This is a genomic window from Mesorhizobium sp. P2_D1 (genome assembly GCF_056404455.1).
In genome coordinates, this window is record NZ_JBFUDZ010000037.1 from 36,072 (window position 1) to 57,942 (window position 21,871).

Here is a 21,871-nt window from a genome sequence, read left to right on the forward strand (position 1 = left end):
GCCAAGAAAACTACGCTTTCCGCTTTTCAGCCTGGCGCCGAAGCCACTCGTCGGCTGCGTCGCCCATGGTCTTGTCCACACCGTCCTTGAGCCAGGCCATGAACGGCCGGTCGAACCTGAACGCATCGCCACATTCGCGGGTGAAAAAGCGGCGCACGTTCTGCGTGTTGCGATAGGACTTCGTGACAGCGGTGGCACGCGAAATCGCATCCGCATGCCAGTCGAACGGTTTCATCCTCAAATCCTTGCGGCCTGCGTCATCCGACGCAACCGCAGGGCTAACAACTGCGATGCTGGTCCGCAAGCACTCAAGCCAACAACGGGAAGAAAGCTAGAACTTATCCAGATCCTGGTGCCTGGCCTTGATCTCGCGCACCGTCCGCGACGACGAGCGCAGCACGATCGTGTGGGTGGTGATGGTGTTGCGGCCGAACTTGACGCCGGCCAGCATGTTACCGTCGGTGACACCGGTGGCCGCAAACAGCACATCGCCGCGCGCCATGTCTTCCGTCCGATAGACCCGCTTCGGATCGGAAATACCCATCTTCGCGGCGCGTGCGACCTTTTCCGGCGTGTCGAGGATCAGCCGGCCCTGCATCTGGCCGCCGGTGCAGCGCAACGCCGCCGCTGCCAGCACACCCTCCGGTGCGCCGCCGGTGCCGAGATAGATGTCGATGCCGGTTTCATCGGGATCGGTGGTGTGGATGACGCCGGCGACATCGCCATCACCGATCAGCCGGATCGCTGCACCCGTGGCGCGCACGGCTTCGATCAGCTTGGTGTGGCGTGGCCGGTCGAGGATACAGGCGGTGATGTCCGACACCGCGACGCCCTTGGCGCGGGCGAGGCTGCCGATGTTGTCGGCCGGTGAGGCATCGATATCGATGACGCCGTCGGCATAGCCAGGGCCGATGGCGATCTTGTCCATGTAGACGTCGGGCGCGAACAGCAGGCTGCCCTTCTCGGCGATCGCGATGACGGCGAGCGCATTGGGCAGGTTCTTGGCGCAGATCGTCGTGCCTTCGAGCGGATCGAGCGCAATATCGACCGCCGGGCCTTTGCCCGAGCCGACTTCCTCGCCGATATAGAGCATCGGCGCCTCGTCCCGCTCGCCCTCGCCGATCACCACCGTGCCCCTGATGGCAAGCCGGTTGAGCTCCTGGCGCATGGCATCGACGGCGACCTGGTCGGCCGCCTTTTCGTCGCCACGCCCGCGCAGCCTGGCGGCAGCGACAGCGGCCCGTTCGGTGACGCGCACCAGCTCCATGGTGAGTATCCGGTCGAGGCCGGCGACAATGTTCTGGGCCACGTTCATCTGGCAATTTTCCTCGTTGATATGCGGCCTCCCGCCGGAGGCGCGTCTCTTTTGTCAAACGAGCATGACAACGGCAAGACCTCGCGGGAGTTTTATCGAATAGCCAGCAATATCAATCGATTAAACCGCATTCTTGAAACGACACCGGCCCGGTCGCAAAGAACGGGCCGGCTTGTAAAGTGGAAAATCGCGCCGCTGCGGCCTAGAAAACCGCAAGGTATTTGAGCAGTGAAATGATGCCGATGATGATGACGACGATCTGGGCGATCTGTCTCATCCGGGCGTCCAGCGGCAAGCGCTGAACCAGATAGAGAACGAGGATGATGACGAGGAACGTGATCAGGATGCTGATCAACATCGATGAAGCCATGGTGCCCTCCTGGCAATAAAATGCTGAAAATGAGCCGGCAAGGCCGGCTCCATCACTCCGCGGTCAATACCAGCGGCGCGAGTTGTCGTTCATCGACTGGCCAATGGCGAGGCCGGCAAGAAAGCCGAGCAGGCCGATCACGCCGATCACAGCCGTCGTCGTACCAGGATTTTCGCGCGCGACGTCCGACACCGCCTGCGCCTGGCTGCGCAACTGTTGTGCGGTTCGCGACGCGCGGGCCGCGGCTGTATCGTACAAATCCGAAGCCTGCTCGCTGGCGTCGTCGAGCAGTTCCGCGCCCCGCGCCGAAATGCTCTTGTTGATCTTGGTGATCTCCTTGCGCAGTTCGGCGATCTGCTTTTCCAGCGTCTTCTGGATGTCGTCGATGTGAGGGCTGTCGGACTTGTTGGTATCGGCCATGAAGCGGTTCCTTTGGTTGCTGACCAAGGAAACGGCGGCCACGCGAATTCGTTCCGGTCGATCGTGGCGGCTTGCCACCAGACCGACGCGCAATACCGGCGGGATTCCTGTCCCGCGCGGCGACCTGAAGAGAGAAGCTACCCTGCCCGCTCGATGCGGATGACCTGCGGCTTGTCGGTCAGATGGCCATCCTTGGTGATCCCGTCGACGGCCTTGCGTACGGCGGCCTCGGTCGTCTCATGCGTCACCAGGATCACCGTCTTCTGCGCGGCCGCCTCGCCGTTGACCGCGTGCTGGACGATCGATTCCAGCGAAATGTCGTTGTCGGCCATGCGCTTGGCGATCGCGGCAAAGACGCCGATGCGGTCATGCACGGTCAGCCTGATGAAGTAGCCTCCGGCATGGCTGCGCATCTGCGCCTTCTTGTAGGGTTTCAGCTCCTTCGCCGGCCGGCCGAAGACCGGACCATGCTGGAAGCCGGGCCGGCTCTTGGCGATGTCGGCGATGTCGCCGATGACGGCCGAGGCCGTGGCGTTGCCGCCGGCGCCGGGGCCGGAGAGCAGCAGTTCGCCCAATATGTCGGTCTCGATCGCCACCGCATTGGTGACGCCGTGCACCTGCGCGATGACCGAGGCGGTCGGTACCATGGTCGGGTGCACGCGCTGCTCGATGCCACTGTCGGTGCGTTGGGCAACGCCCAGCAGCTTGATCCGGTAGCCGAGATCGCCGGCCGCGCGGATGTCGGCCTGGGTGATGTTGGAAATACCTTCCATGTAGATGTCGTTGGCTGCGATTTTTGTGCCGAAGGCAAGGCTGGTCAGGATCGACAGCTTGTGCGCGGTGTCGTGGCCCTCGATGTCGAAAGTCGGATCGGCCTCGGCATAGCCGAGCCGCTGCGCGTCCTTCAGGCAGGCGTCGAACGAGATGCCCTCGGCCTCCATGCGGGTCAGGATGTAGTTGCAGGTGCCATTGAGGATGCCGAACACGCGGTTGACCGAATTGCCGGCCATCGCCTCGCGCATGGTCTTGATGACGGGAATGCCACCCGCCACCGCAGCCTCGTAGTTGAGCAGCACGCCGCGCTTCTCGGCGATCTCGGCCAACGCCACGCCATGCTTGGCCAGCAGCGCCTTGTTGGCGGTGACGACATGACGGCTGGCTTCGAGTGCCGCCTTCACCGACGACCGCGCCGGCCCCTCATCGCCGCCGATCAGTTCGACGAACACGTCGATATCGGCTGTCTGCGCCATCTTGACCGGATCGTCGAACCACGTTGCCGAACTGACATCGACGCCGCGATCGCGTTTCTGGTCACGCGCCGAAACCGCGGTGACGACGATGTCGCGCCCGCATTGCCGGGTCAGTTCCGCCGCCTTGTCGCGCAGCACGCGCGCCACGGACGCGCCAACCGTGCCAAGACCGGCTATTCCAACACGCAATGCTTCAGCCATGGCCGGCGACGTCCCTCAAGTCAGATCGAAATTGTCTGCGGCAAACTTACCGGTGAGCGGAAAGCGGCACCACATTGTTGGGTTGCTTGGCGCTGGCCGACAGGAAGCGCTTGATGTTGCGCGCCGCCTGCCGGATCCGGTGCTCATTCTCGACCAGCGCCACGCGCACGAAATCGTCGCCATGTTCGCCGAAGCCGACACCGGGCGCCACCGCCACGTCGGCGTGTTCGATGAGCAGCTTGGAGAATTCGAGCGAGCCGAGATGACGGAACGGCTCCGGGATCGGCGCCCAGGCAAACATCGATGCCGCGGGGGCCGGGATGGTCCAGCCGGCGCGTCCGAAGGCATCGACCATCACGTCGCGGCGCTTGTGGTAGATGTCGCGCACCTCGGCAATGTCGGCGCCGTCGCCATTGAGCGCGTGTGCCGCCGCCACCTGGATCGGCGTGAAGGCGCCGTAGTCGAGATAGGATTTCACCCGGGTCAGCGCCGAGATCAGCCGCTCGTTGCCGACCGCAAAGCCCATGCGCCAGCCGGGCATGGAGAAGGTCTTCGACATCGAGGTGAACTCGACACAGACGTCGATCGCGCCCGGCACCTGCAGCACCGAGGGCGGCGGATTACCGTCGAAATAGATCTCCGAATAGGCAAGGTCGGACAGGATGATGATGTCGTTCTTCTTGGCGAAGGCGACCACGTCCTTGTAGAAATCGAGCGAAGCGACCAGTGCCGTCGGGTTCGACGGATAGTTGAGGATCAGCGCCAGCGGCTTCGGGATCGAATGGCGGACGCCGCGCTCGAGCGCCGGGATGAAGCCGTCGTCCGGCTCGACCTGCAGCGAGCGGATGACGCCGCCCGACATGATGAAGCCGAAGGCGTGGATCGGATAGGTCGGGTTGGGGCACAGGATCACGTCGCCAGGCGCGGTGATCGCCTGTGCCATGTTGGCGAAGCCCTCTTTCGAGCCGAGCGTCGCCACCACCTGCGTGTCGGGGTTGAGCTTCACGCCGAAGCGCCTGCCATAGTACGCGGCCTGGGCGCGGCGCAGGCCCGGAATGCCGCGAGACGAGGAATAACGATGCGTACGCGGATCGCGCACGACCTCGCACAGTTTGTCGACGATGGCCTTGGGTGTCGGCAGATCCGGATTGCCCATGCCAAGGTCGATGATGTCGGCGCCACGCGAACGGGCGCTGGCCTTGAGCCGGTTGACCTGCTCGAAGACGTAAGGCGGAAGCCGGCGAACCTTGTGAAATTCTTCCATGGCAGTTCCAGACAGCAAAGGGGCCAGATATCTAAGGGCTTTGGGCGCGCGCTATATACTTATTTGCAGGTAGGGTCGAGGGCGGGATCGCATTTGCCTTCGATCTGCTTCAGCGTTTCGTCGCCATGCTTTTTGGCAAGATCCGTGAGCGCCGCCTGGTCGGCCACGTCGGGCTTGCCGTTCTTTGCCGCCTGCGCGCTCTCATCGGCCTTCAATTGCGCGAGTTTGGCGTTCTTCTCGGCGTCGGTGAACTGCGGCGCCGCCACCTGCGGCTTGATGTTCAGGTTCGGAAAGGTGCCGGTATCCTTCGCCCCCGTCATAGGCGCCGGGCCGCTGGTGCTGGAACAGCCGGCAATCCCAATGAGGACGATTGCTGCCCCAATGCGGCAAAAACGTCCGGCACCGAAAAAAACAGTCTCGCCAATGTTAATCGTCATATTGTTTCCTTGGCAGCCGCGGTAGAGCGAGATTGGACCCCGTCGGATGTCCCATGTTAATATGTCAAGAAAACGCTTCGGGAGGAACCCCGCGAACCATGTCCAAGACACCCGATTCGGGCAAAGCGGAAGATGACGAGCCTTCGACCGTCGAGCAATATCTGGTGAAGGACCCGGAACGCTTCGCCCTGAACATGGCGCGCATGATCGAGCAAGCCGGCAAAGCGGCCTCCGCATGGGCCGAGCCGCGCGAAAAAGGCGATGTGCGCGATCACGTCGCCGAGCCTGTCGTCGACATGGTGAAGACCTTCTCCAAGCTCAGCGAATACTGGCTGTCCGATCCGCAGCGCGCGCTGGAAGCGCAGACGCGGCTGTTCTCCGGCTACATGACGGTCTGGGCCAACGCCATTCAGCGCACCAGCAACGCCGCGGAAGCCACCGAAGATGCCGTGAAGCCCGAACGTGGCGACAAGCGCTTCCTCGATCCCGAATGGGGCCGCAACGCCTTCTTCGATTTTCTCAAGCAGGCTTATCTCGTCACCTCGCGTTGGGCGGCCGATCTGGTCGAGCACGCCGACGGTCTGGACGAGCACACCCGTCACAAGGCAGGCTTCTACGTCAAGCAGGTGGCCAACGCCATCTCGCCGTCGAATTTCATCCTGACCAATCCGGAACTGTTTCGCGAAACCGTCGCCTCGAACGGCGAGAATCTGGTGCGCGGCATGAAGATGCTGGCCGAGGACATCGCCGCCGGCAAGGGCGAACTGAAGCTGCGCCAGGCCGACTACTCGCCCTTCGAGATCGGCCGGAACATCGCCACCACCCCCGGCAAGGTGGTTGGCCGCAGCGATGTCGCCGAGATCATCCAGTACGATCCGGCGACCGAGACGGTGCTCAAGCGGCCGCTGCTGATCTGCCCGCCATGGATCAACAAGTTCTACATCCTCGACCTCAACCCGCAGAAATCCTTCATCCGCTGGGCGATCGAACAAGGCCACACCGTGTTCGTCATCTCCTGGATCAACCCGGACGAGCGCCACGGTACCAAGGGCTGGGAAGCCTATATTCGCGAGGGCCTGCAATACGGCCTCGACACGGTCGAGAAGGCCACCGGCGAACGGGACGTCAACGCGATCGGCTATTGCGTCGGTGGTACGCTTTTGGCGGCGGCACTGGCGCTGATGGCGCGGGAAGGCGACGACCGCATCAAGTCGGCCACGTTCTTCACCACGCAGGTCGACTTCACCTATGCCGGCGACCTGAAAGTGTTCGTCGACGAAGAGCAGGTCGCGGCGGTGGAAAAGTCGATGAGCGAAAAGGGCTACCTCGACGGCACCAAGATGGCGACCGCCTTCAACATGCTGCGTTCGGGCGACCTGATCTGGCCCTATGTCGTCAACAACTACATGCGCGGCAAGGATCCCCTGCCCTTCGACCTGCTTTACTGGAATGCCGATTCGACCCGCATGGGCGCGGCCAATCATTCGTTCTACCTGCGCAACTGCTACCTGGAGAACAACCTCTCGCAAGGCATGATGGAACTGGCGGGCCACACGGTCTCGCTCGGCGATATCACCATCCCGATCTACAACCTCGCTTCCAAGGAAGATCACATCGCGCCGGCGCTTTCGGTGTTCCTCGGCTCGAAATACTTCGGCGGCAAGGTCGAATACGTCATGGCGGGGTCGGGCCATATTGCCGGGGTCGTCAATCCGCCGGCATCCAACAAATACCAGTACTGGACCGGAGGGACGCCGACGGGCGATTTCGGTGAGTGGATAGCCAAGGCCACCGACCATCCCGGATCGTGGTGGCCGCACTGGCAAAGCTGGATAGAGGCCAAGGACAACACCCGCGTTCCGGCCCGCAAACCCGGCAAGCATATGAAAACCTTGGGCGATGCCCCCGGCACCTATGTGAAAGTGCGTGTGTAACGGACTGTAATGTCTGGTGAGTTGACGGACCGGCAAAAGCGGGCGAAATGGTGTCGTCAACCACCGCGCGGCCGTAATTCGGCAATAACTGCAAAAATACTTCCAGGCTTGCGGATTTGACACAGGTCTCGTTTCCGGATCGGAGACAACGGTCACTTGGCACCGATATCAGGGCCGCGCCAAGGATATACCGACCGGACATCGAGGGGGAATTTGACTTTGAAATCAGCAGGATGGAGCCTCGCAAAGGGAGAACGCCGCGCCGTCGTGGCAGCGCTCTGCTCCCTGCTTCTGGCCTCCTGCACCTCTGCCGGCGACCCGACGATGTCGGTTGGAATGCCCGGCTACAACGCCACCGCATCGGACATAAGCGCTGCCTCGAATGGCAAGTCGACCACCGTCGTCGATTCGACGCAGACCACGACCGAGCAAACGACCGTGATGACGGCAAGCGATACGGCACTCCCTGAAAAGGTCGCCTATGTGCCCGTGGCCAAGCCGCAGGCCGCCTTTCCGCTGACCACGCCGGCTGGCACCGAGACGATCGCGGGACAAACCCCGCAGTCCCTGCAGCAGCCGGCGCAGACGGCGCAGCAGAACGACGCGGTTGCCCAGCAGATCGCCGCCGCCGATGCCGGCGTGAACGCGCCGAAGCCAGCTGCCGCGCCAGTGTTGGACAATGCGGTCTACGTGACGGCAGGCGAGATGCCGCAGGCCGACGCGCCGAAGAAAAAAGGCTTCCTGGCCTCGATGTTTGGCGCCACACCCGCCTCGGCCGCGCCTTCCCCGCTCATCAACACGAGGTCGGGCGACCAGCCCGCGGCGCAGGCCAAGCCGGCGCCAGCAGCCATAAAACCGATCATCACACTGGCCTCGGCCGATTCCACGGCAAAGCCGCTGCAACTGGCCTCGACCGGTGGCGAGAGCGGCCACATCACTGGTAGCGATGCGCTGCCCGGCGTGCGCCAGACAGCCCTGTTCGAGATCAAACGCAAATCCGGCCTCGATGACGAGAGCGACGTCGACCTCAACGAGGACGAGGGTCCAATCGGCGGCTCCTATCAGGTCGCGTCCGCCGCCGGCATGGCGCGGTTGGCGCCCAACGGCTTGCTCAAGCAGAACGAGAGCGTCGATGTGGCTTGCCTGAAGCCGTCGCTGGTCCGCGTGCTGAAGACGATCGAAGGCCACTACGGCCGCAAGATGATGGTGACATCAGGCTATCGCGATCCGGCCCGCAACCGCCGCGCCAATGGCGCGAAGAACTCGCTGCACATGTACTGCGCCGCCGCCGACATCCAGGTTCCCGGCGTTTCGAAATGGGAACTGGCGAACTACATCAGAAGCATGCCGGGCCGCGGCGGCGTCGGCACCTACTGCCACACCGAATCCGTCCACGTCGACGTCGGCCCCGAGCGCGACTGGAACTGGCGCTGCCGTAGGCGCAGCGGTGGCGGCGACGGCTAATAGCGCCGCGGAGCGGCGCCGAGTCGCTTCGCTCCTTGCTCCGCCCGTGGATGACGAAGCGCGATAGGTGTCTCCGCCGAGCGCCAAGGCATGTACCCTGCGCGGACCAAAGTCTTCCCTCCCTTGCCCTTGCCCACTTTGGCAGGGCCGCCACTCGGCATAATTGGCGGCACACCGGCGCCTCGCCAGGCGCGACAACATCCCTGTTTTGGCAGGCTGGAAAAAAGTTGTCCAAGGCGGCACCTGACGGGTTGCCGGTTGGGCACAACGCCAGTATAAGCCGCTTCGTCTGAGCGCGCCCATCGTCTAGCGGTTAGGACACCGCCCTTTCACGGCGGTAACAGGGGTTCGATTCCCCTTGGGCGTACCAGACTTTTCAAGCACTTAGTGGCTCCCCCTCGTCCGTCGAATATCCGCCGAATAAACGTCCGCGAATTTGCGTGGACGGCACCTGGTTGATTCCGCCGACGTTCCTGCGACTACCGGTAGGTCCGTGCGACATGGACGTGATGTGAAGAGCAGGCCAGGGTCGCTCTCAAACTGTAAAGTCAAAGCCCGCCACCGTCAGGCAGCGGGCGCACAACTATTATGGCTTGGGTGCCGATGATAGGGTCGCGGCCATTCGCGCGGAGGACGTGTCAAAATGCACAGGGACGATCGATGGCAACTTGTTCGCGATTTTCTGGCTAGGCATCAACTCGGGGCTATCAGCACCGTAAATCCGGATGGGTCTCCAGAGGCAGCCGTCATACAGGTGACGTTGGGCGAGGATCTCAACATCGTGTTCGACAGTTTTCCTGGAAGTCGGAAGCTGGCAAATATCGAACGAGACAGCCGGATCGCCATCGTGATCGGTTGGGACGAAAACGTCACCGTTCAAATTGAGGGCCGGGCCCGGCCTGCCAAGGCTGACGAAGAACAGCGGTTAAGGGATGTTCACATAGCGAACTGTCCGCTTGAAGCAGAGTTTCTGAAGCAAGGGGCACAACTATTCACAATTCTGCCCCGCTGGATCCGCTACTCTGATTTCCGGGGCGAACCAATCGTGTTTGAGCTTACCGGCGGCGACTTGTAGGTTTGGGGAATGATCCGGCCCCAGTCAGAAAGCCCGCCACAGTGAGGCAGGCAACCGGCATGATGGTGCCCCCAGCCTAGTTTTACTCCGCAAGCGTTTCTTCGGGCGGCGGTGTCAACACGGTGATGTCCATTCTGGCGATTCTCGATGCAGCGCCACCCTGCGCGTTAGGATCTGTGTCGCCTGTTTCGGCAACCATTGCCTTGGCGCGATGTCCTACGCTGTCGGCGCTCTTGCCTGGCGCGAATCCGTCGACTGTTTCTGGCTTTGTCGCTTTCAGTTGAGTGTCAGGTACCTGCCGATGCTGACTTGCAATAGCCGAAACCATAGCTCCCTCCTTTGGTGAGGACATGATGGTATCTGCCATGGCTGTTGCGAGACTTACCATGCGGACGCCCGCCACCAGAGGCAGCGGGCTTCACTATTCTCATCGGGAATTTTGATCAGATCACCCGCAGCGTTTGAACGATCTGCTGCGCAAGGCGTATGTTTGTCGTCTGCTGCTCGTTGAAGTCGGCATCGTGCTGCTCGCCGCTGTGACACCAATCAATCGCGTGCGCCTTGACGCAATAGCCCTGAGAATCGTACCCGTCTTGCGTCACGCCAAAAGCCCATACCCAGGCAGGCCACGCGCCTAACTGCCGACCAGCGGCACGGTAACGGTGGTCGCATAGTTGATCGGGAAATCGCTGAAGTAGGGGAAGTTGATGGCGAAGGCATAGGTTGCGGTCAGATGCGCCATGCGGAAGCCACCGCTCGCCGGATCGATGGCGATCGTGACGTTCACATCCTTCAAACCCAGGGCCTGCAATTTCTGTGTGGCGATGGATTGGATGTCGGCCTGGGTCAGCGTGTTCTGAAGCTGCAGCGAGCGTGATGATGTCTCCAGCGTATAGCGAACGCTGGACACCGAGTTCATCGCCCAGCCGAAGGCGAAGATCCCGAACAGCAGCATGATGAGAAAGGGCGCGATCAGCGCGAATTCCAACCCGGCGCCACCCGATCGATCCCGTCTGAATGCGCCTGCCCTAGCGGACACGGATAACCTCCGAGTGGCCGATGACGCTGGAGCCGGAAAAAACGCCGAAGGTGAAGGGCGGCACCCAGGTGGCCGATGCCTGGATCTGAACATAGACCGATGGCACCTTCGGCCCACTGCACAAGGCCGAAGCGTCGACCACGGTCGTCCCGCACATGTAAATCCGGCTTAGCGTGACCTGGCCATCCGAGGGCCGCTTCTCCCAGCTCGAAATGGCAACAGCCTGGGTCGCCGTATCATTGGTCGATCCTCCCAGGATCAGGTTTGCGGCAGTCTTCACGCCGGCGCGCATCGACATCGAGTTCGTCATATAGGACCAACCATCGGCGATGCCGAGCAGTGCCACACACAGGAAGGGCAGGACCATCGCGAACTCGACGGCGGCAACCCCCGCATCATCGCGCAGCATCGGCATCGGACGGCGTTTCATGGCGGCTACTCGACCAGTGCCACGGACTGCGTGGCCGGAATGTCGCGCATTCCGAGGCTCGTGCAATCCTGGCTGATGGTTGAGTTGCCGGACCATTGGATCATGTCCGCAACGACCTGTGTGCATCCGTTCTGGCCGGAGAAGTTGCCGAGATAGTTCACCTGCTGCTTGGGGAAATAAAGCGCGCCCGTCAGCAGCGAAGCCGCCGTGCCGTTGAAAGTGCTCTGTCCGCCTGTGCTCGTCCTGTCCCCATACATCAGCACGCCGGAATAAGTGCCTGATGTCGGGGCACTCAAAGAAACGGTGGCGTTGCCGTTCATCGACACGCGCGAGGAGCCAGCGAGGTAAATGGTGACGCCGTCACCAGAGACATTGGCGTTCGCATTCACCTTGAAATCGCCACTCTGGATGACATAGACGCCGGGCTGCAGCGTCACGGTGCCGCTGAGGCTGAGCCCGCTGCAATAGGTGCCGGGTTTCAGCGTCGACTTGTTGGCGTTCTGGCAAGGGTTCGAGGCCGCGGGGGCCGGCAGGTCGGAAAATGGATCGGCGGCAGGCAATGCCTGGGTGATCGGGGCCGCGCAGACGGTCGTGACGGGATTGCTGAGAGAGACGCCGCCCGCCGTTATCAGGCAATCGGCCTGGAGCCCCGCCGAGCCCTGAAGCTTGATGGCGTCAGACGCGATCGAGTTGGACATGACCGAGCAGCCGATGAGCTTGACGCTGGTGTTGCCGGAAAACAATGCCGCCTGCGAAGCCGACGGATCGAGCGCGAGCACGCATGCCTTCGATGCATTGGTGATGAGGGCCACCGCCCTCGCCTGTTCGGGAACCTGGCCCTGCGTGAAGAGCGAGGTGAACATCCGGTCGAGGTTCTGGCCGACGATGACCTCGACCGCCTTCTTCGCCGTGTTCGGCCCGGATGCTGGCGGCGTATTGACGACGATCGTACCGGAGCCCAGCCCATTTGATGCGGCCGACTGGGTTGCGGCCGCGACGATCGTCGGCTTGTCGGAACCTGAGATCTGTTCGAGCGCGCCGGCATAGGCAGCGGCATCGGCGGTCGCCTGCAGCCTCAGGCTGTTGTAGTACCAGTAGGAGGTTTCCACCCCTAAGCCTGCAGCACCGACGACGATCGGCAAGGTCAGGGCGAAGATGGTGGCGACGTTTGCGTTCGTACCCCGGCAAAAGCCGTTCGCTCTAAGCCGAATTCGGGTAAGGCAACTGAGGGTCATGAAATAGATTAGAAAACATGCATGTATGAACGAAGGGCTAAAAAGTTCGGTTCATTTTTGAGCAGTGATCTATTGGCTTCCAAAACAAGCTGTTTGTTGGCTAATCAACGCGCACAGGACAGCTCGGTGAGCAAAAAGCTCGCGCCCGGAGATAGTTTACCATTTGCTAACAGGGCAACTGCGCAGCGAGTTACCCGTGCCCCTGCTTGCCGGATGCCCCGGACTTCAAGCGGAAAGAATTGGTGTCGACCCGGCGGCGGCTCTGGCCGACATCTCGCGCTGTACGGCATGGAAGAATCTGCGCACTTCATCGCTGGCCGCTATTTTGTCTCTGCCGGATCCGACCACGAGATCGAGCAACTCCGACGCCTTGGCCCTCCAGAACGAAGTGGCGGTATCGCCATGCAGGTTGTCGAGTTTGGCGGCGACTTCCCTCACCAACACTGTTTGACGATCAATCGGGAATGCGCGGACTTTTTCTGGGGACATCTTCCGAACCATGAACTGACGCAACGAATCAACCATTGCTGAACAAGCAATGGCGTAGCCGCGAATGTGGAAACGGAAGCTTAACGGCGCTGGCATTGACGCGTCCAGATCCGCCCACGGCATCGCCGTGTCCGTTCAAACGCGATCGTCGGCATTTCAATCGGGGCAGGTGAAAACGGTGGACGGCCCTCAAGCCTGCAGCGTTCTCGCCTCGCCACCACGCTTGCGCGGCATCATCATGTCCTTGGCCATCAGTCCGCTTGCACGACAAAACGCCATGAACGCCCGGCAGGCGTCTTCGGTCTTGACCACGTCCACCGTGGCGCCAAAGCAGGCGTTGAACGCCTTCTGATAGATCGGGCCCTGACGGCGCACAGGCCAGCCCTGAAGAATATCGAGCGCCTGTTCGACGCTGTAGATCTCCTCGACTGGCAGGCCGGGCGCGGGTGCTATGCGCACCGGAACCTCGAATTGCAGTCTGTCCATGTCCCTATCTCCCGAACGGGCGTCCCTACGCCGTTCGTCGTCAAAAGTTGCTTCGATCGCCTTTGGCCCAGAAATGTGTCGTCACTGCGGTCGCGACCCCTTTGTGATCGCGACCGCGCCAAGGGCGCGCCAGGCTTACTGGTTCGCCGGATCTGTCTCAGCGTCGAAAGCCATGCGGGTGGCGGCGATCAGCACAAACACGGTCGGCACGGCGAAGAGGCCCCCGAGGACAAGTGCCGCCATTTCCGACAGGCCGAGCGTCTCGGCAACCGCCCAATAGACGGTTCCGATGCAGATGAGCGCTTGGACGGAGAGAAACGCGGCAGCCGAGGCGGCGCGCGACAGGGTTTTGAATGTCTTGATGCGTTGTTGCATTGAAATGGTTCCGGAMACGACGCGCCGCGCGACCGGTGCACGGCCGACAGCCGCCGCACGGTCACGACGCGAACAGGGATAGATCTGGGGTGAAGCTGCGGTCCTGGACCGCTCAGGCCGCGATGGTAGGCGGCGCGCGCGGCTGATGGGCATTTGCCCGAGGCCCCGAGGGCGCTTCGTATCCTGAAACAGCCGTTTTTGGCGAAGTCCGTTCAAGCCAAGGAAAGACAGCGTCGAGAACCGGCAAAGCGGGATGGCCGCTGGCGAACTTGGCCAGGGCCGGCCGCCCGGCGCGAACCTCCAGCGCTTGCGCCTTGCCGGTGACACGCAGAAGCGCTGCCGCCTCTCCAGACCGTTCCAGGCCGATGCTGGCGCCGCCCGATGCAGCATCCGCGAAGGCTGGCACATCCGGGCGGCCGAGGCACAGCATCGCCAACAGCACCATGCCCATCAGGTATGAGCAGGCTGTCGTCAGCGGCGCTTCGCGCAATCTGGTGCGCCTGGCCGCCGTGAAGGGACCCGGTCTCGAAAACATCACCCGACCTAACGCACGATGGCCGGAAAGGAAAGCAGGCCGGGCGAAACCGGCAAGACATCACCTGATACAGGGCGAATATCCCGAGGTGCGCGGATGCATCAAGCAGTTCGTCCTTGAACCTTTTGCCTCCAAGTGCCAAATCTGGGGAGATTTTCACGTCGGCCTCTTGCAGGGCCCACCCGGCTACACGGACAAAATGGTCACCTATCTCGACGCCGCCACGGCACCACTCAGAAACACCGGCCAGATCCGCCTCTATGGCGAGGAAGGCTTTGCCGGCATGCGCAAGGCATGCGATCTCACGGCGCGCTGCCTCGACGAACTGGTGCCGATGGTCGAGCCCGGCGTCACCACAGAAGCCATCGACCGCTTCGTCTTCGAATTCGGCATGGACCACGGCGCGCTGCCGGCAACGCTCAACTATCGCGGCTACACGAAATCGTCCTGCACCTCGATCAACCATGTCGTCTGCCATGGCATTCCCGACAACAAGCCGCTCAAGGATGGCGACATCGTCAACATCGACGTCACCTACATCCTCGACGGCTGGCACGGCGATTCCTCGCGCATGTACCCGGTCGGCACCATCAAGCGCGCCGCCGAGCGCTTGCTCGAAGTCACCCACGAATGCCTGATGCGCGGCATTGCGGCGATCAGGCCCGGCGCCCGCACCGGCGCCATCGGCGCCGCCATCCAGACCTATGCCGAGGCCGAGCGCTGCTCGGTGGTGCGTGACTTCTGCGGCCACGGCGTCGGCCAGCTTTTCCACGACGCGCCCAACATCCTGCACTATGGCAGCGCCAACGAGGGCGTCGAGATGCGTCCCGGCATGATCTTCACCGTCGAGCCGATGATCAATCTTGGTCGCCCGCATGTGAAGGTGCTGTCGGATGGCTGGACGGCGGTAACGCGCGACCGCTCGCTGTCGGCGCAGTACGAGCACACGATCGGCGTCACCGACACCGGCTGCGAGATTTTCACCCTGTCGCCCAACAAGCTCGACCGCCCCGGCCTGCCGGCCTAGTCTTGTTTTGCCGGTTCTTTCCGGCCCAGGAAAATGCGGAGCAGCTCGTGGGGACCGGAAGCGACGACGACGAGCGAGGCTTCTTCTCCGAAGTGCCGGTCCGGCCGGCGGCGAAAGCAAAGGCGCTCAACGACGAGCCGCACTATCTCGGCCATCGCGACCGCTTGCGCGAGCGCTTTGCCACGGCCGGTCCGGACGCCCTGCCCGACTACGAATTGTTGGAACTTCTGCTCTTTCGCCTGATCCCCCGCGCCGACACCAAACCGGTGGCCAAGGCGCTGCTGGCGCGCTTCGGCACGCTGGCCGAAGTGCTTGGCGCACCGCTTGCATTGCTGCAGGAGGTCAAGGGCATCGGCCCCGCGGTGGCGCTCGACCTGAAGGTCGTCGCGGCGACCGCGCAGCGCATGGCGCGCGGCGAGGTCCATGGCCGCGAGGTCCTCTCCTCTTGGACGCAGCTTCTCGACTATTGCCACTCGGCAATGGCCTTCGAGGAGCGCGAGCAGTTCCGCATCCTGTTCCTCGACAAGAAGAACGCGCTGATCGCCGACGAGGTGCAACAGGTCGGCACCGTCGACCACACGCCTGTCTACCCACGCGAGGTGATCAAGCGCGCGCTCGACCTCTCGGCGACCGCGATCATTCTGGTGCACAACCATCCGTCAGGCGATCCGACGCCATCGCGCGCCGACATCGAGATGACGAAGGAGATCGTCGACGCGGCCAAGCGGCTGGGCATCGCCGTGCATGACCACATCATCATCGGGCGCAAAGGCTATTCCAGCATGAAGGGCCTGCTGCTGATCTAGTGCGATGAGCTACACGCTGGCGAAGTCGTGCACGCCGCGAGAAAGCCAGGCGTTCGCGCGTGACGCGTCGGGTGGCGCCACACTGGATCGCACCCACCGACTTCCCTTGTTTCAACGCCTTTCCAACAACCACGCGACGACTGTTACCGTGCCGCTGGTGGGCAGACTAGGACCATGGTCCGGCCGGTATGGGACTTCAGTGCCGAGACGGTCTCATGGCGTTGATTTATATTGGAATATCAAATGGTTATGGAGTTCATTGGTTGTCAGGCTCGCGCATTGAAACCGCATTTGTCTAAAGTTTATTGCGCACGGTTAGTGAATCCTCATATGACGCTGCTCTAGCGGTTGGGCGGAGGTTCCTCAAGGAGGAGATATCATGACAAACCGAAAAACTCTGTTCGCGGCGCTCGCCGCATTGGCGCTTCTGGCGTCTCCGGCGCTCGCCGGAAACGGGCACGGCAACGGCGGTGGCAATGCTGGCGGCAGTGGTGGAGGCAACGGCAACGGGCACGGCCACGCCGGCGGCAACGGCAAGAGCGGGGCTTCGCATGGCAAGTCTGCGTCGGCTCCGGGGCGGGCGGCCAAGGCGGTAACGGACACAACGACCGACACCACGGTCAATACGAAGTCCGTGCACAAGGACAAGAACATCCATGCCAAGCTTGGCCGGCTGAACTCGCTGCAGCGCAACATCAACGCCTACATGAACTCCAAGAGCAAGAAGTTCGCCGGCATTCAGGCCTTCGTGACGCAGTCCGCGATAGCCAAGAACGCCCAGGTCGCGGCTGACGAGGCGGCCGCCGCAGCGGCCGACGCCCAGGATAAGCTGAATGCCCTGAATGCGCAGATGACCGCGTTGCAGTTGGATCCGTCCGCCACGCCTGCGCAAATCCAGGACCTGAACGATCAGATCACTGCTCAGCAGGCCGTTGTTGCCGACGACAACGCGACGGCCGCCCAGGCCCAGGCGGCGGCTGACGCTGCAACGGTCGGCACCGATCAGGCATCGCTCGACGCGGCGCTGACGGACATGGCCAACAAGCCGGTCGACGCCGATGTCACGGATTGGGCCGAGGGCGTCCTTGCCGGCAAGATCGACCAAATGGCCGACGCGCTCCAGAAGGCGGGGACACCGTAGGTATCGCGACCCAAAACAGCAGTCTAGGAAGACGCCGCCGGGCCTGGCCTGGCGGCGTTGCTGTTTCCTGGTCTCGACTTTCACGTTGAACAAAGCGTCGCGATAATTTCCTCGGGGCCAATGCGTCCCTTGACAGCATTTGCGCCTTTATTGGCGAAGTCGATCCAGCCCTCATTGAAGCCATCGAGCATGCGCATGCGCGGRCCCGGATTTTTCATGCCTTGGGAGAGGAACAGGCCCTCCCAAGTGTCCCGAGGCACCGTTTCGACCCGCACCGGCCGTCCCAACGCCTTGGTGAAGGCGATCGCCAGGTCGTTGGGCGAGACACGACGCGGGCCTTCGAGTTCGACCACGCGCCTGCCCGTCCAATGCTCCTGGATCAGGTCCGCCGCGACCCGCCCCACATCGCTCGTCGCGACCATCGCGAACGGCTTGTCGGCAGGCATCAGGAAGCTCGAGATCACACCTGTTTCGCGTGCGGAGGCGACATCCCACATTGCGTTTTCGAGGAACCAACCCGGTCTCAGGAAGGTTACCGGCAGCGGCAGCGCCGAGAGCGCCTCTTCCAGCATCGTGCGCTGCGACAAGAGGTTGTCCTGCGCTGCATCGGCTCCAATCGTCGACAGGCAAAGCACTCTGTCCGGCAGCGCGGCCTTCAGCGCTTCGACGATGGCGTCGATGACCTTGCGAGCCTCGGGGTAGCCGGGCTCGGGGTCGAACTCCGATGGGGGCAGGATGAAGACCCCCTCGGTGCCGGTGAACGCAGCTGTCAGCGCCGCGGCGTCCTCAAATCCGGCAAGTACGACCTCGCAGCCGCGTGCCGCCCATTCTTCACCTTTGTTGGCGTCCCTGACCACGGCGCGGACAGGCCGGCCCTGTTCCAGCAGGGCGCGGCCGAGCGCTCCGCCGACTTTTCCAGTGATTCCGGTGATGGCATACATCGTCGTTTTCCAATCTCTCGTTTGTCTGGGATCAGGCGAGATCGAACCCGCGGTAGAGACCGCGCTCGAACTCGCCGTAGAGCGCGACGATCCGCTCGTCGAAAAAGGGCAAGACCTGGGTGAACAGCGCGCCGGTGATGTGCTTGACCGGGTCGAGCCAGAAGTAGCAGTTGAGCAGGCCTGCCCAGGCGATGCTGCCGGCGGAGCGCCCGTTCGGTCCCGGCTGCGTGTTGATGTCGAAAGACAGGCCCCATTTATGCGGCTGTTCCGGGAACTGGTCGAAGCTGCGGGAATAGGACGGCTGCGCCGAGCGCATCTGCTGGACGTTCAGCTCGCCGATCTGGTTCTGCATCATCATGGCGACCGTCTCCTGACGCAGGATTCGGACGCCATGCAGCGCGCCTCCGTTCAGCAGCGCCTGCAGGAACGCCATGTAGTCTCGCGGCGTCGAGAAAGCACCGCCGCCGCCCATGAAGAACTCCGGCCGCTGCGGCATCTCGAAGGGCGCCGGCTCCAGCCCGCCGTCGGCGCGGCGATTGTGAAAGGTGGCGACGCGCCGCTTCTGCCCGGCCCCGATCAGGAAGCCTGAATCCTTCATGCCGAGCGGCGCAAAGATGTTCTCGCGAAAGTAGATCTCGAGCGACTGATCCGACACCGCCTCGACCAGCTTGCCGACCCAGTCCATGCTGATGCCGTATTCCCACCGCTCGCCAGGCTCGAATTCGAGCGGTGCCGCGAAGGCAGCATTCTTGCAGGTCGCGATGTCGGGCATACCCGTCGCCTTCTCGTAGCGGGTCAGAGCCTCGCTCCAGATCGAGTAGGTGTAGCCGGAGGTATGCGTCAGCAGATGGCGCACCTTGATCGCACGCCTGGTCGGCCGCAGTCGCGGCGTTCCGTCCTCGGCAAAGCCGTCGAGAACCTGCGGCGCGGCCAGTTCAGGCAGGTATTTCGCCGCGTCGTCATCCAGATGCAGGCGGCCCTGCTCGATCAGCTGCATGCAGGCCGTCGCCGTGAAGGCCTTGGTCATCGATAGCAGCCAGAACACCGTGTCGAGCGTCATCGGTGCGCCCGTTGCAACGTTCGCCTTGCCGAAGGCACCCTCGTAGACAATGCCTTTCGGTGTTGCCGCGACGGCGATGACACCGGCCACGTCGTTCTTTGAGACGCCGTCCCGCAAGGCGGCGTCGATCGCCTTGAACCGCACGGACGAACCGGCCGCCGTTGTTCTGGCCAAAGCGGAGCTGACCGTATCGAGAGCCAGAATGGCTCCCAGCATTCCGCCGCGCTGAAGCATCGTCCTGCGTGTGAGGTGGTCCATGGCTAACTCCTTTCCGGATCGAAGGAAATCCGATTTGCTCGGCCGTTCGCCCCGGCATTGCCAGGACGTCACCCTTGTAAGTCGTGCCATGACGTGATTCACACGCATAAGGATCAGTGTTAAAGTGACTCAGATTCACTGCTCATGGCGTTAGGCTCCGGCGGAGACCTGCAGGGCGAAGGGAGATCGAATGGTTTTCGATACACGGCTTCTGACCGGTGTCGGTGTCCTGGCAGCGGTAACGGAGGCAGGGAATTTCGCCCGCGCCGCGGAGATGCTCGGCCTGACGCCGTCGGCGGTGAGCCGGGCCGTCGCGCGCCTGGAAGCGCGGGTCGGTGTTCGGCTTTTCGATCGCAATCCACGCGAGGTCAGCCTTACCGAGGAGGGCCGCCGCTTCCACACGCAGGTGATGCCGCTTCTGGTTGGCCTGGATGAGGCGGCCGCCGAAGCCGCGGGCGCGGCGGCGGTCGTGCGTGGCCGGCTGCGCGTCTCGGTGGACCCGTGGTTCGCGCGTATGGTGCTTGCATCGAAGCTGCAGGCGTTTCTGGTTCGCTATCCCCTGCTGTCGATCGATTTCCTGACCAGCAACTATCGCCAGGAGATGATGACTGGCGTCGACGTGGCGGTGCGCTTCGGGCCTCCCGATGAGTCATCCCTCATCGTGCGCAGGCTGCTGGAGACCCGCATCCTGACGGTCGCCGCTCCGGCCTATCTCGAAAAGCACGGCGAGCCGCGATCACCCGATGATCTCGTCCAACACGAAGCGCTTCTCTTCCGCGATCCCCAGACCGGCCTGCCCTTTCCCTGGGAGTTCCGGCGCGGCGGGGAGGTCAAGGAGGTCAAGGTCTCCAGTCGTCTGGTGATGGATGACCCTTCGGTCGCGATCGCCGCTTGCCTGGCCGGTCAAGGCATTTTCCAGAGCCTCGCGATCGGCTTGGCGCCTCTACTGTCGCGAGGTGAGCTTGTTCAGATCCTGCCGGAATGGTCGGAGGAACTCTATCCGCTCTATGCCTATCATCCCTCGCGCCACCTCCCGCCGGCGAAGGTCCGGGCGCTTCTGGACTTCATCCAGGAGATTGCTGTCGGCGCGTAGTCGATCCGCACGGTTTCGCGGAAGCTTTTGGCTGCCGGCACTGCAAAGGATTTGAGCGCCATTCACGCGAGCGCTGCGGATCCGGGGCGAATCGGTGTTGCAACTGCCGGCAACCATCAGGCGGAAAGGCCAATCCAGCATGAGGGCCAGGAAACGGCCTTTTCGAAAGGTCGCGGCGGCAAAAAGGGCGCATTTTTCCCGTCAAGATAGTCGGCTCTGGAATTTCGATCGCAAATCAAGCATGATGACCTTGGCATTCGCCGGGACAGCTTCGCGCGCCCTCGAATGCCGGGAGGACGGGACATGGCCGTAGCGCTTGTACTCGTTTTGGTCGTCGTGGGCTCGGTGTTGTTTCACCTCCTGAGCCCATGGTGGTGGACGCCGATTGCCTCGAACTGGAGCTATATCGACAACACCATCATCATCACCTTCTGGATCACCGGCGTCGTATTCTCCGCGGTGGTTCTGTTCATGGCCTATTGCGTCTTCCGCTTCCGTCATCGGGACGGAAACCGGGCTGCCTACGAACCGGAGAACAAACGGCTCGAATCGTGGCTGACGATCGTCACGGCGGTTGGGGTCACGGCGTTGCTGGTTCCCGGCCTGTTCGTCTGGAGCCGGTTTGTCAACGTCCCGAGCGACGCAACCGACGTCGAAGTCGTCGGCCAGCAGTGGCAGTGGAGTTTCCGCCTGCCGGGCAAGGACGGCAAGCTTGGCACATCCGACACCCGTGACGTCACCGCTGACAATCCGCTGGGCGTGATCGCCAGCGATCCCAATGGTCAGGACGATGTCGTGGTCGAGGCGGCTGATCTGCATTTGCCGGTCGGCAAGCCGGTCAAGATGCTGCTCCGCTCGATCGATGTGCTGCACGATTTCTATGTGCCGGAATTCCGCGCCAAGATGGACATGATCCCGGGCTCGGTCACCTATTTCTGGTTCACCCCGACCAAGACCGGAACCTTTCAGGTCTTGTGCGCCGAACTTTGCGGCCAAGGCCATCCTTTGATGCATGGTGTGGTCATGGTCGATACCCAGCAAGACTATCTGGCCTGGCTTGGCCAGCAGCAGACTTTCGCCCAGTTGTCGGCTCCCCAGCAAACGGGCTCGGCAGACCAGGCGCCAGGCAACACGACGGCGTCAGGTTTGAAAATTGCAGCAAAGCTCGAAACGGTCGGGTCTCGCTGAAAAGGACACGGAGGTGTTCCTATGGTCGACATCACGCC

At 62.5% G+C, this 21,871-nt stretch carries 26 protein-coding genes and 1 tRNA gene; 9 read left to right on the top strand and 18 right to left on the bottom strand.

From position 1 onward, the window contains the following. Positions 1-10: 10 nt before the first annotated feature. The 7 genes from AC1D0I_RS23350 to AC1D0I_RS23380 form a co-directional block, all read right to left on the bottom strand. The gene (locus tag AC1D0I_RS23350) at positions 11-235 is read right to left on the bottom strand and encodes a DUF6434 domain-containing protein (protein WP_095087842.1); all 225 of its coding nucleotides are present in this window, start codon (positions 233-235) and stop codon (positions 11-13) included. A 96-nt stretch (positions 236-331) separates the two neighbouring features. Next, positions 332-1,315 carry a class II fructose-bisphosphatase gene (gene glpX / locus AC1D0I_RS23355; RefSeq protein ID WP_477398032.1) on the bottom strand — a complete coding sequence of 328 codons (984 nt, stop codon included), beginning with the start codon at positions 1,313-1,315 and terminating at the stop codon, positions 332-334. 202 nt (positions 1,316-1,517) lie between these two features. Next, a complete protein-coding gene (locus AC1D0I_RS23360; protein ID WP_477398034.1) occupies positions 1,518-1,685 on the bottom strand; it encodes a Thivi_2564 family membrane protein in 168 nt (55 codons plus the stop codon). Positions 1,686-1,748: 63 nt separating this feature from the next. After that, positions 1,749-2,105, bottom strand: a complete 357-nt coding sequence (locus tag AC1D0I_RS23365) for a hypothetical protein (protein ID WP_477398036.1) — start codon at positions 2,103-2,105, stop codon at positions 1,749-1,751. Positions 2,106-2,242: 137 nt separating this feature from the next. Continuing rightward, complete coding sequence (locus AC1D0I_RS23370) at positions 2,243-3,556, bottom strand: homoserine dehydrogenase (protein WP_477398038.1); 1,314 nt, start codon at positions 3,554-3,556, stop codon at positions 2,243-2,245. Positions 3,557-3,602: 46 nt separating this feature from the next. Continuing rightward, a complete protein-coding gene (locus tag AC1D0I_RS23375) occupies positions 3,603-4,820 on the bottom strand; it encodes an LL-diaminopimelate aminotransferase (protein WP_184873813.1) in 1,218 nt (405 codons plus the stop codon). A gap of 59 nt (positions 4,821-4,879) precedes the next feature. Then, positions 4,880-5,140, bottom strand: coding sequence for a hypothetical protein (locus AC1D0I_RS23380; RefSeq protein ID WP_477398040.1), 261 nt, complete (start codon positions 5,138-5,140; stop codon positions 4,880-4,882). A gap of 215 nt (positions 5,141-5,355) precedes the next feature. Here AC1D0I_RS23380 and AC1D0I_RS23385 point away from each other — a divergent pair, with 215 nt between their 5' ends. From AC1D0I_RS23385 to AC1D0I_RS23400, 4 genes are all read left to right on the top strand, one after another. Next, positions 5,356-7,191, top strand: a complete 1,836-nt coding sequence (locus AC1D0I_RS23385) for a PHA/PHB synthase family protein (protein ID WP_477398042.1) — start codon at positions 5,356-5,358, stop codon at positions 7,189-7,191. A gap of 213 nt (positions 7,192-7,404) precedes the next feature. After that, on the top strand, positions 7,405-8,655 hold the full coding sequence (locus tag AC1D0I_RS23390; protein WP_457151857.1) for a YcbK family protein: 1,251 nt from the start codon (positions 7,405-7,407) through the stop codon (positions 8,653-8,655). A gap of 295 nt (positions 8,656-8,950) precedes the next feature. Then, positions 8,951-9,025, top strand: a tRNA-Glu gene (locus AC1D0I_RS23395). A gap of 273 nt (positions 9,026-9,298) precedes the next feature. Next, positions 9,299-9,730: a pyridoxamine 5'-phosphate oxidase family protein gene (locus AC1D0I_RS23400; RefSeq protein WP_477398044.1), complete on the top strand. Its 432-nt coding sequence runs from the start codon at positions 9,299-9,301 to the stop codon at positions 9,728-9,730. 82 nt (positions 9,731-9,812) lie between these two features. Here AC1D0I_RS23400 and AC1D0I_RS23405 read toward each other — a convergent pair whose 3' ends face one another. The 9 genes from AC1D0I_RS23405 to AC1D0I_RS23445 all read right to left on the bottom strand — a co-directional run bounded on the left by AC1D0I_RS23405 (position 9,813) and on the right by AC1D0I_RS23445 (position 14,319). Beyond that, entirely contained in the window at positions 9,813-10,097 is a 285-nt protein-coding gene (locus tag AC1D0I_RS23405) for a hypothetical protein (RefSeq protein WP_477398046.1), read from the bottom strand. A gap of 76 nt (positions 10,098-10,173) precedes the next feature. Then, on the bottom strand, positions 10,174-10,332 hold the full coding sequence (locus AC1D0I_RS23410) for a hypothetical protein (RefSeq protein ID WP_477398048.1): 159 nt from the start codon (positions 10,330-10,332) through the stop codon (positions 10,174-10,176). Between the two features lie 32 nt (positions 10,333-10,364). After that, on the bottom strand, positions 10,365-10,769 hold the full coding sequence (locus tag AC1D0I_RS23415; protein WP_095087747.1) for a TadE/TadG family type IV pilus assembly protein: 405 nt from the start codon (positions 10,767-10,769) through the stop codon (positions 10,365-10,367). Continuing rightward, a complete protein-coding gene (locus AC1D0I_RS23420) occupies positions 10,759-11,199 on the bottom strand; it encodes a TadE/TadG family type IV pilus assembly protein (RefSeq protein WP_477398050.1) in 441 nt (146 codons plus the stop codon). The genes AC1D0I_RS23415 and AC1D0I_RS23420 overlap by 11 nt, the downstream gene beginning before the upstream one ends. Before the next feature lie 5 nt (positions 11,200-11,204). After that, positions 11,205-12,434, bottom strand: a complete 1,230-nt coding sequence (locus AC1D0I_RS23425; protein ID WP_477398052.1) for a pilus assembly protein TadG-related protein — start codon at positions 12,432-12,434, stop codon at positions 11,205-11,207. Positions 12,435-12,659: 225 nt separating this feature from the next. Then, positions 12,660-13,046 (bottom strand): DUF6074 family protein, encoded by a 387-nt coding sequence (locus AC1D0I_RS23430; protein ID WP_477398054.1) that lies wholly within the window; start codon positions 13,044-13,046, stop codon positions 12,660-12,662. A 66-nt stretch (positions 13,047-13,112) separates the two neighbouring features. Then, the gene (locus AC1D0I_RS23435; RefSeq protein WP_457155586.1) at positions 13,113-13,409 is read right to left on the bottom strand and encodes a DUF982 domain-containing protein; all 297 of its coding nucleotides are present in this window, start codon (positions 13,407-13,409) and stop codon (positions 13,113-13,115) included. 135 nt (positions 13,410-13,544) lie between these two features. Continuing rightward, entirely contained in the window at positions 13,545-13,784 is a 240-nt protein-coding gene (locus AC1D0I_RS23440) for a hypothetical protein (protein ID WP_477398056.1), read from the bottom strand. Between the two features lie 112 nt (positions 13,785-13,896). Then, positions 13,897-14,319, bottom strand: a complete 423-nt coding sequence (locus tag AC1D0I_RS23445) for a hypothetical protein (protein WP_477398058.1) — start codon at positions 14,317-14,319, stop codon at positions 13,897-13,899. A gap of 199 nt (positions 14,320-14,518) precedes the next feature. Here AC1D0I_RS23445 and map point away from each other — a divergent pair, with 199 nt between their 5' ends. The 3 genes from map (at position 14,519) to AC1D0I_RS23460 (ending at position 17,293) form a co-directional block, all read left to right on the top strand. Beyond that, on the top strand, positions 14,519-15,346 hold the full coding sequence (gene map / locus AC1D0I_RS23450) for a type I methionyl aminopeptidase (RefSeq protein WP_095087741.1): 828 nt from the start codon (positions 14,519-14,521) through the stop codon (positions 15,344-15,346). Positions 15,347-15,393: 47 nt separating this feature from the next. Beyond that, positions 15,394-16,152: a RadC family protein gene (gene radC, locus AC1D0I_RS23455; RefSeq protein WP_477398060.1), complete on the top strand. Its 759-nt coding sequence runs from the start codon at positions 15,394-15,396 to the stop codon at positions 16,150-16,152. A gap of 418 nt (positions 16,153-16,570) precedes the next feature. Then, complete coding sequence (locus AC1D0I_RS23460; RefSeq protein WP_477398062.1) at positions 16,571-17,293, top strand: hypothetical protein; 723 nt, start codon at positions 16,571-16,573, stop codon at positions 17,291-17,293. 80 nt (positions 17,294-17,373) lie between these two features. Here the strand turns inward: AC1D0I_RS23460 and AC1D0I_RS23465 are convergent, their stop codons facing one another. After that, entirely contained in the window at positions 17,374-18,234 is an 861-nt protein-coding gene (locus tag AC1D0I_RS23465; RefSeq protein ID WP_477398064.1) for an NmrA family NAD(P)-binding protein, read from the bottom strand. Positions 18,235-18,265: 31 nt separating this feature from the next. Further along, positions 18,266-19,552, bottom strand: a complete 1,287-nt coding sequence (locus AC1D0I_RS23470; protein ID WP_477398066.1) for a serine hydrolase domain-containing protein — start codon at positions 19,550-19,552, stop codon at positions 18,266-18,268. Positions 19,553-19,742: 190 nt separating this feature from the next. On the opposite strand from AC1D0I_RS23470, the gene AC1D0I_RS23475 reads away from it, so the two are divergent. Together AC1D0I_RS23475 and AC1D0I_RS23480 are read left to right on the top strand one after the other, a co-directional pair. Next, positions 19,743-20,645 carry a LysR family transcriptional regulator gene (locus AC1D0I_RS23475; protein WP_477398068.1) on the top strand — a complete coding sequence of 301 codons (903 nt, stop codon included), beginning with the start codon at positions 19,743-19,745 and terminating at the stop codon, positions 20,643-20,645. 303 nt (positions 20,646-20,948) lie between these two features. Then, the gene (locus AC1D0I_RS23480; protein ID WP_477398070.1) at positions 20,949-21,833 is read left to right on the top strand and encodes a cytochrome c oxidase subunit II; all 885 of its coding nucleotides are present in this window, start codon (positions 20,949-20,951) and stop codon (positions 21,831-21,833) included. Positions 21,834-21,871: the final 38 nt, after the last annotated feature.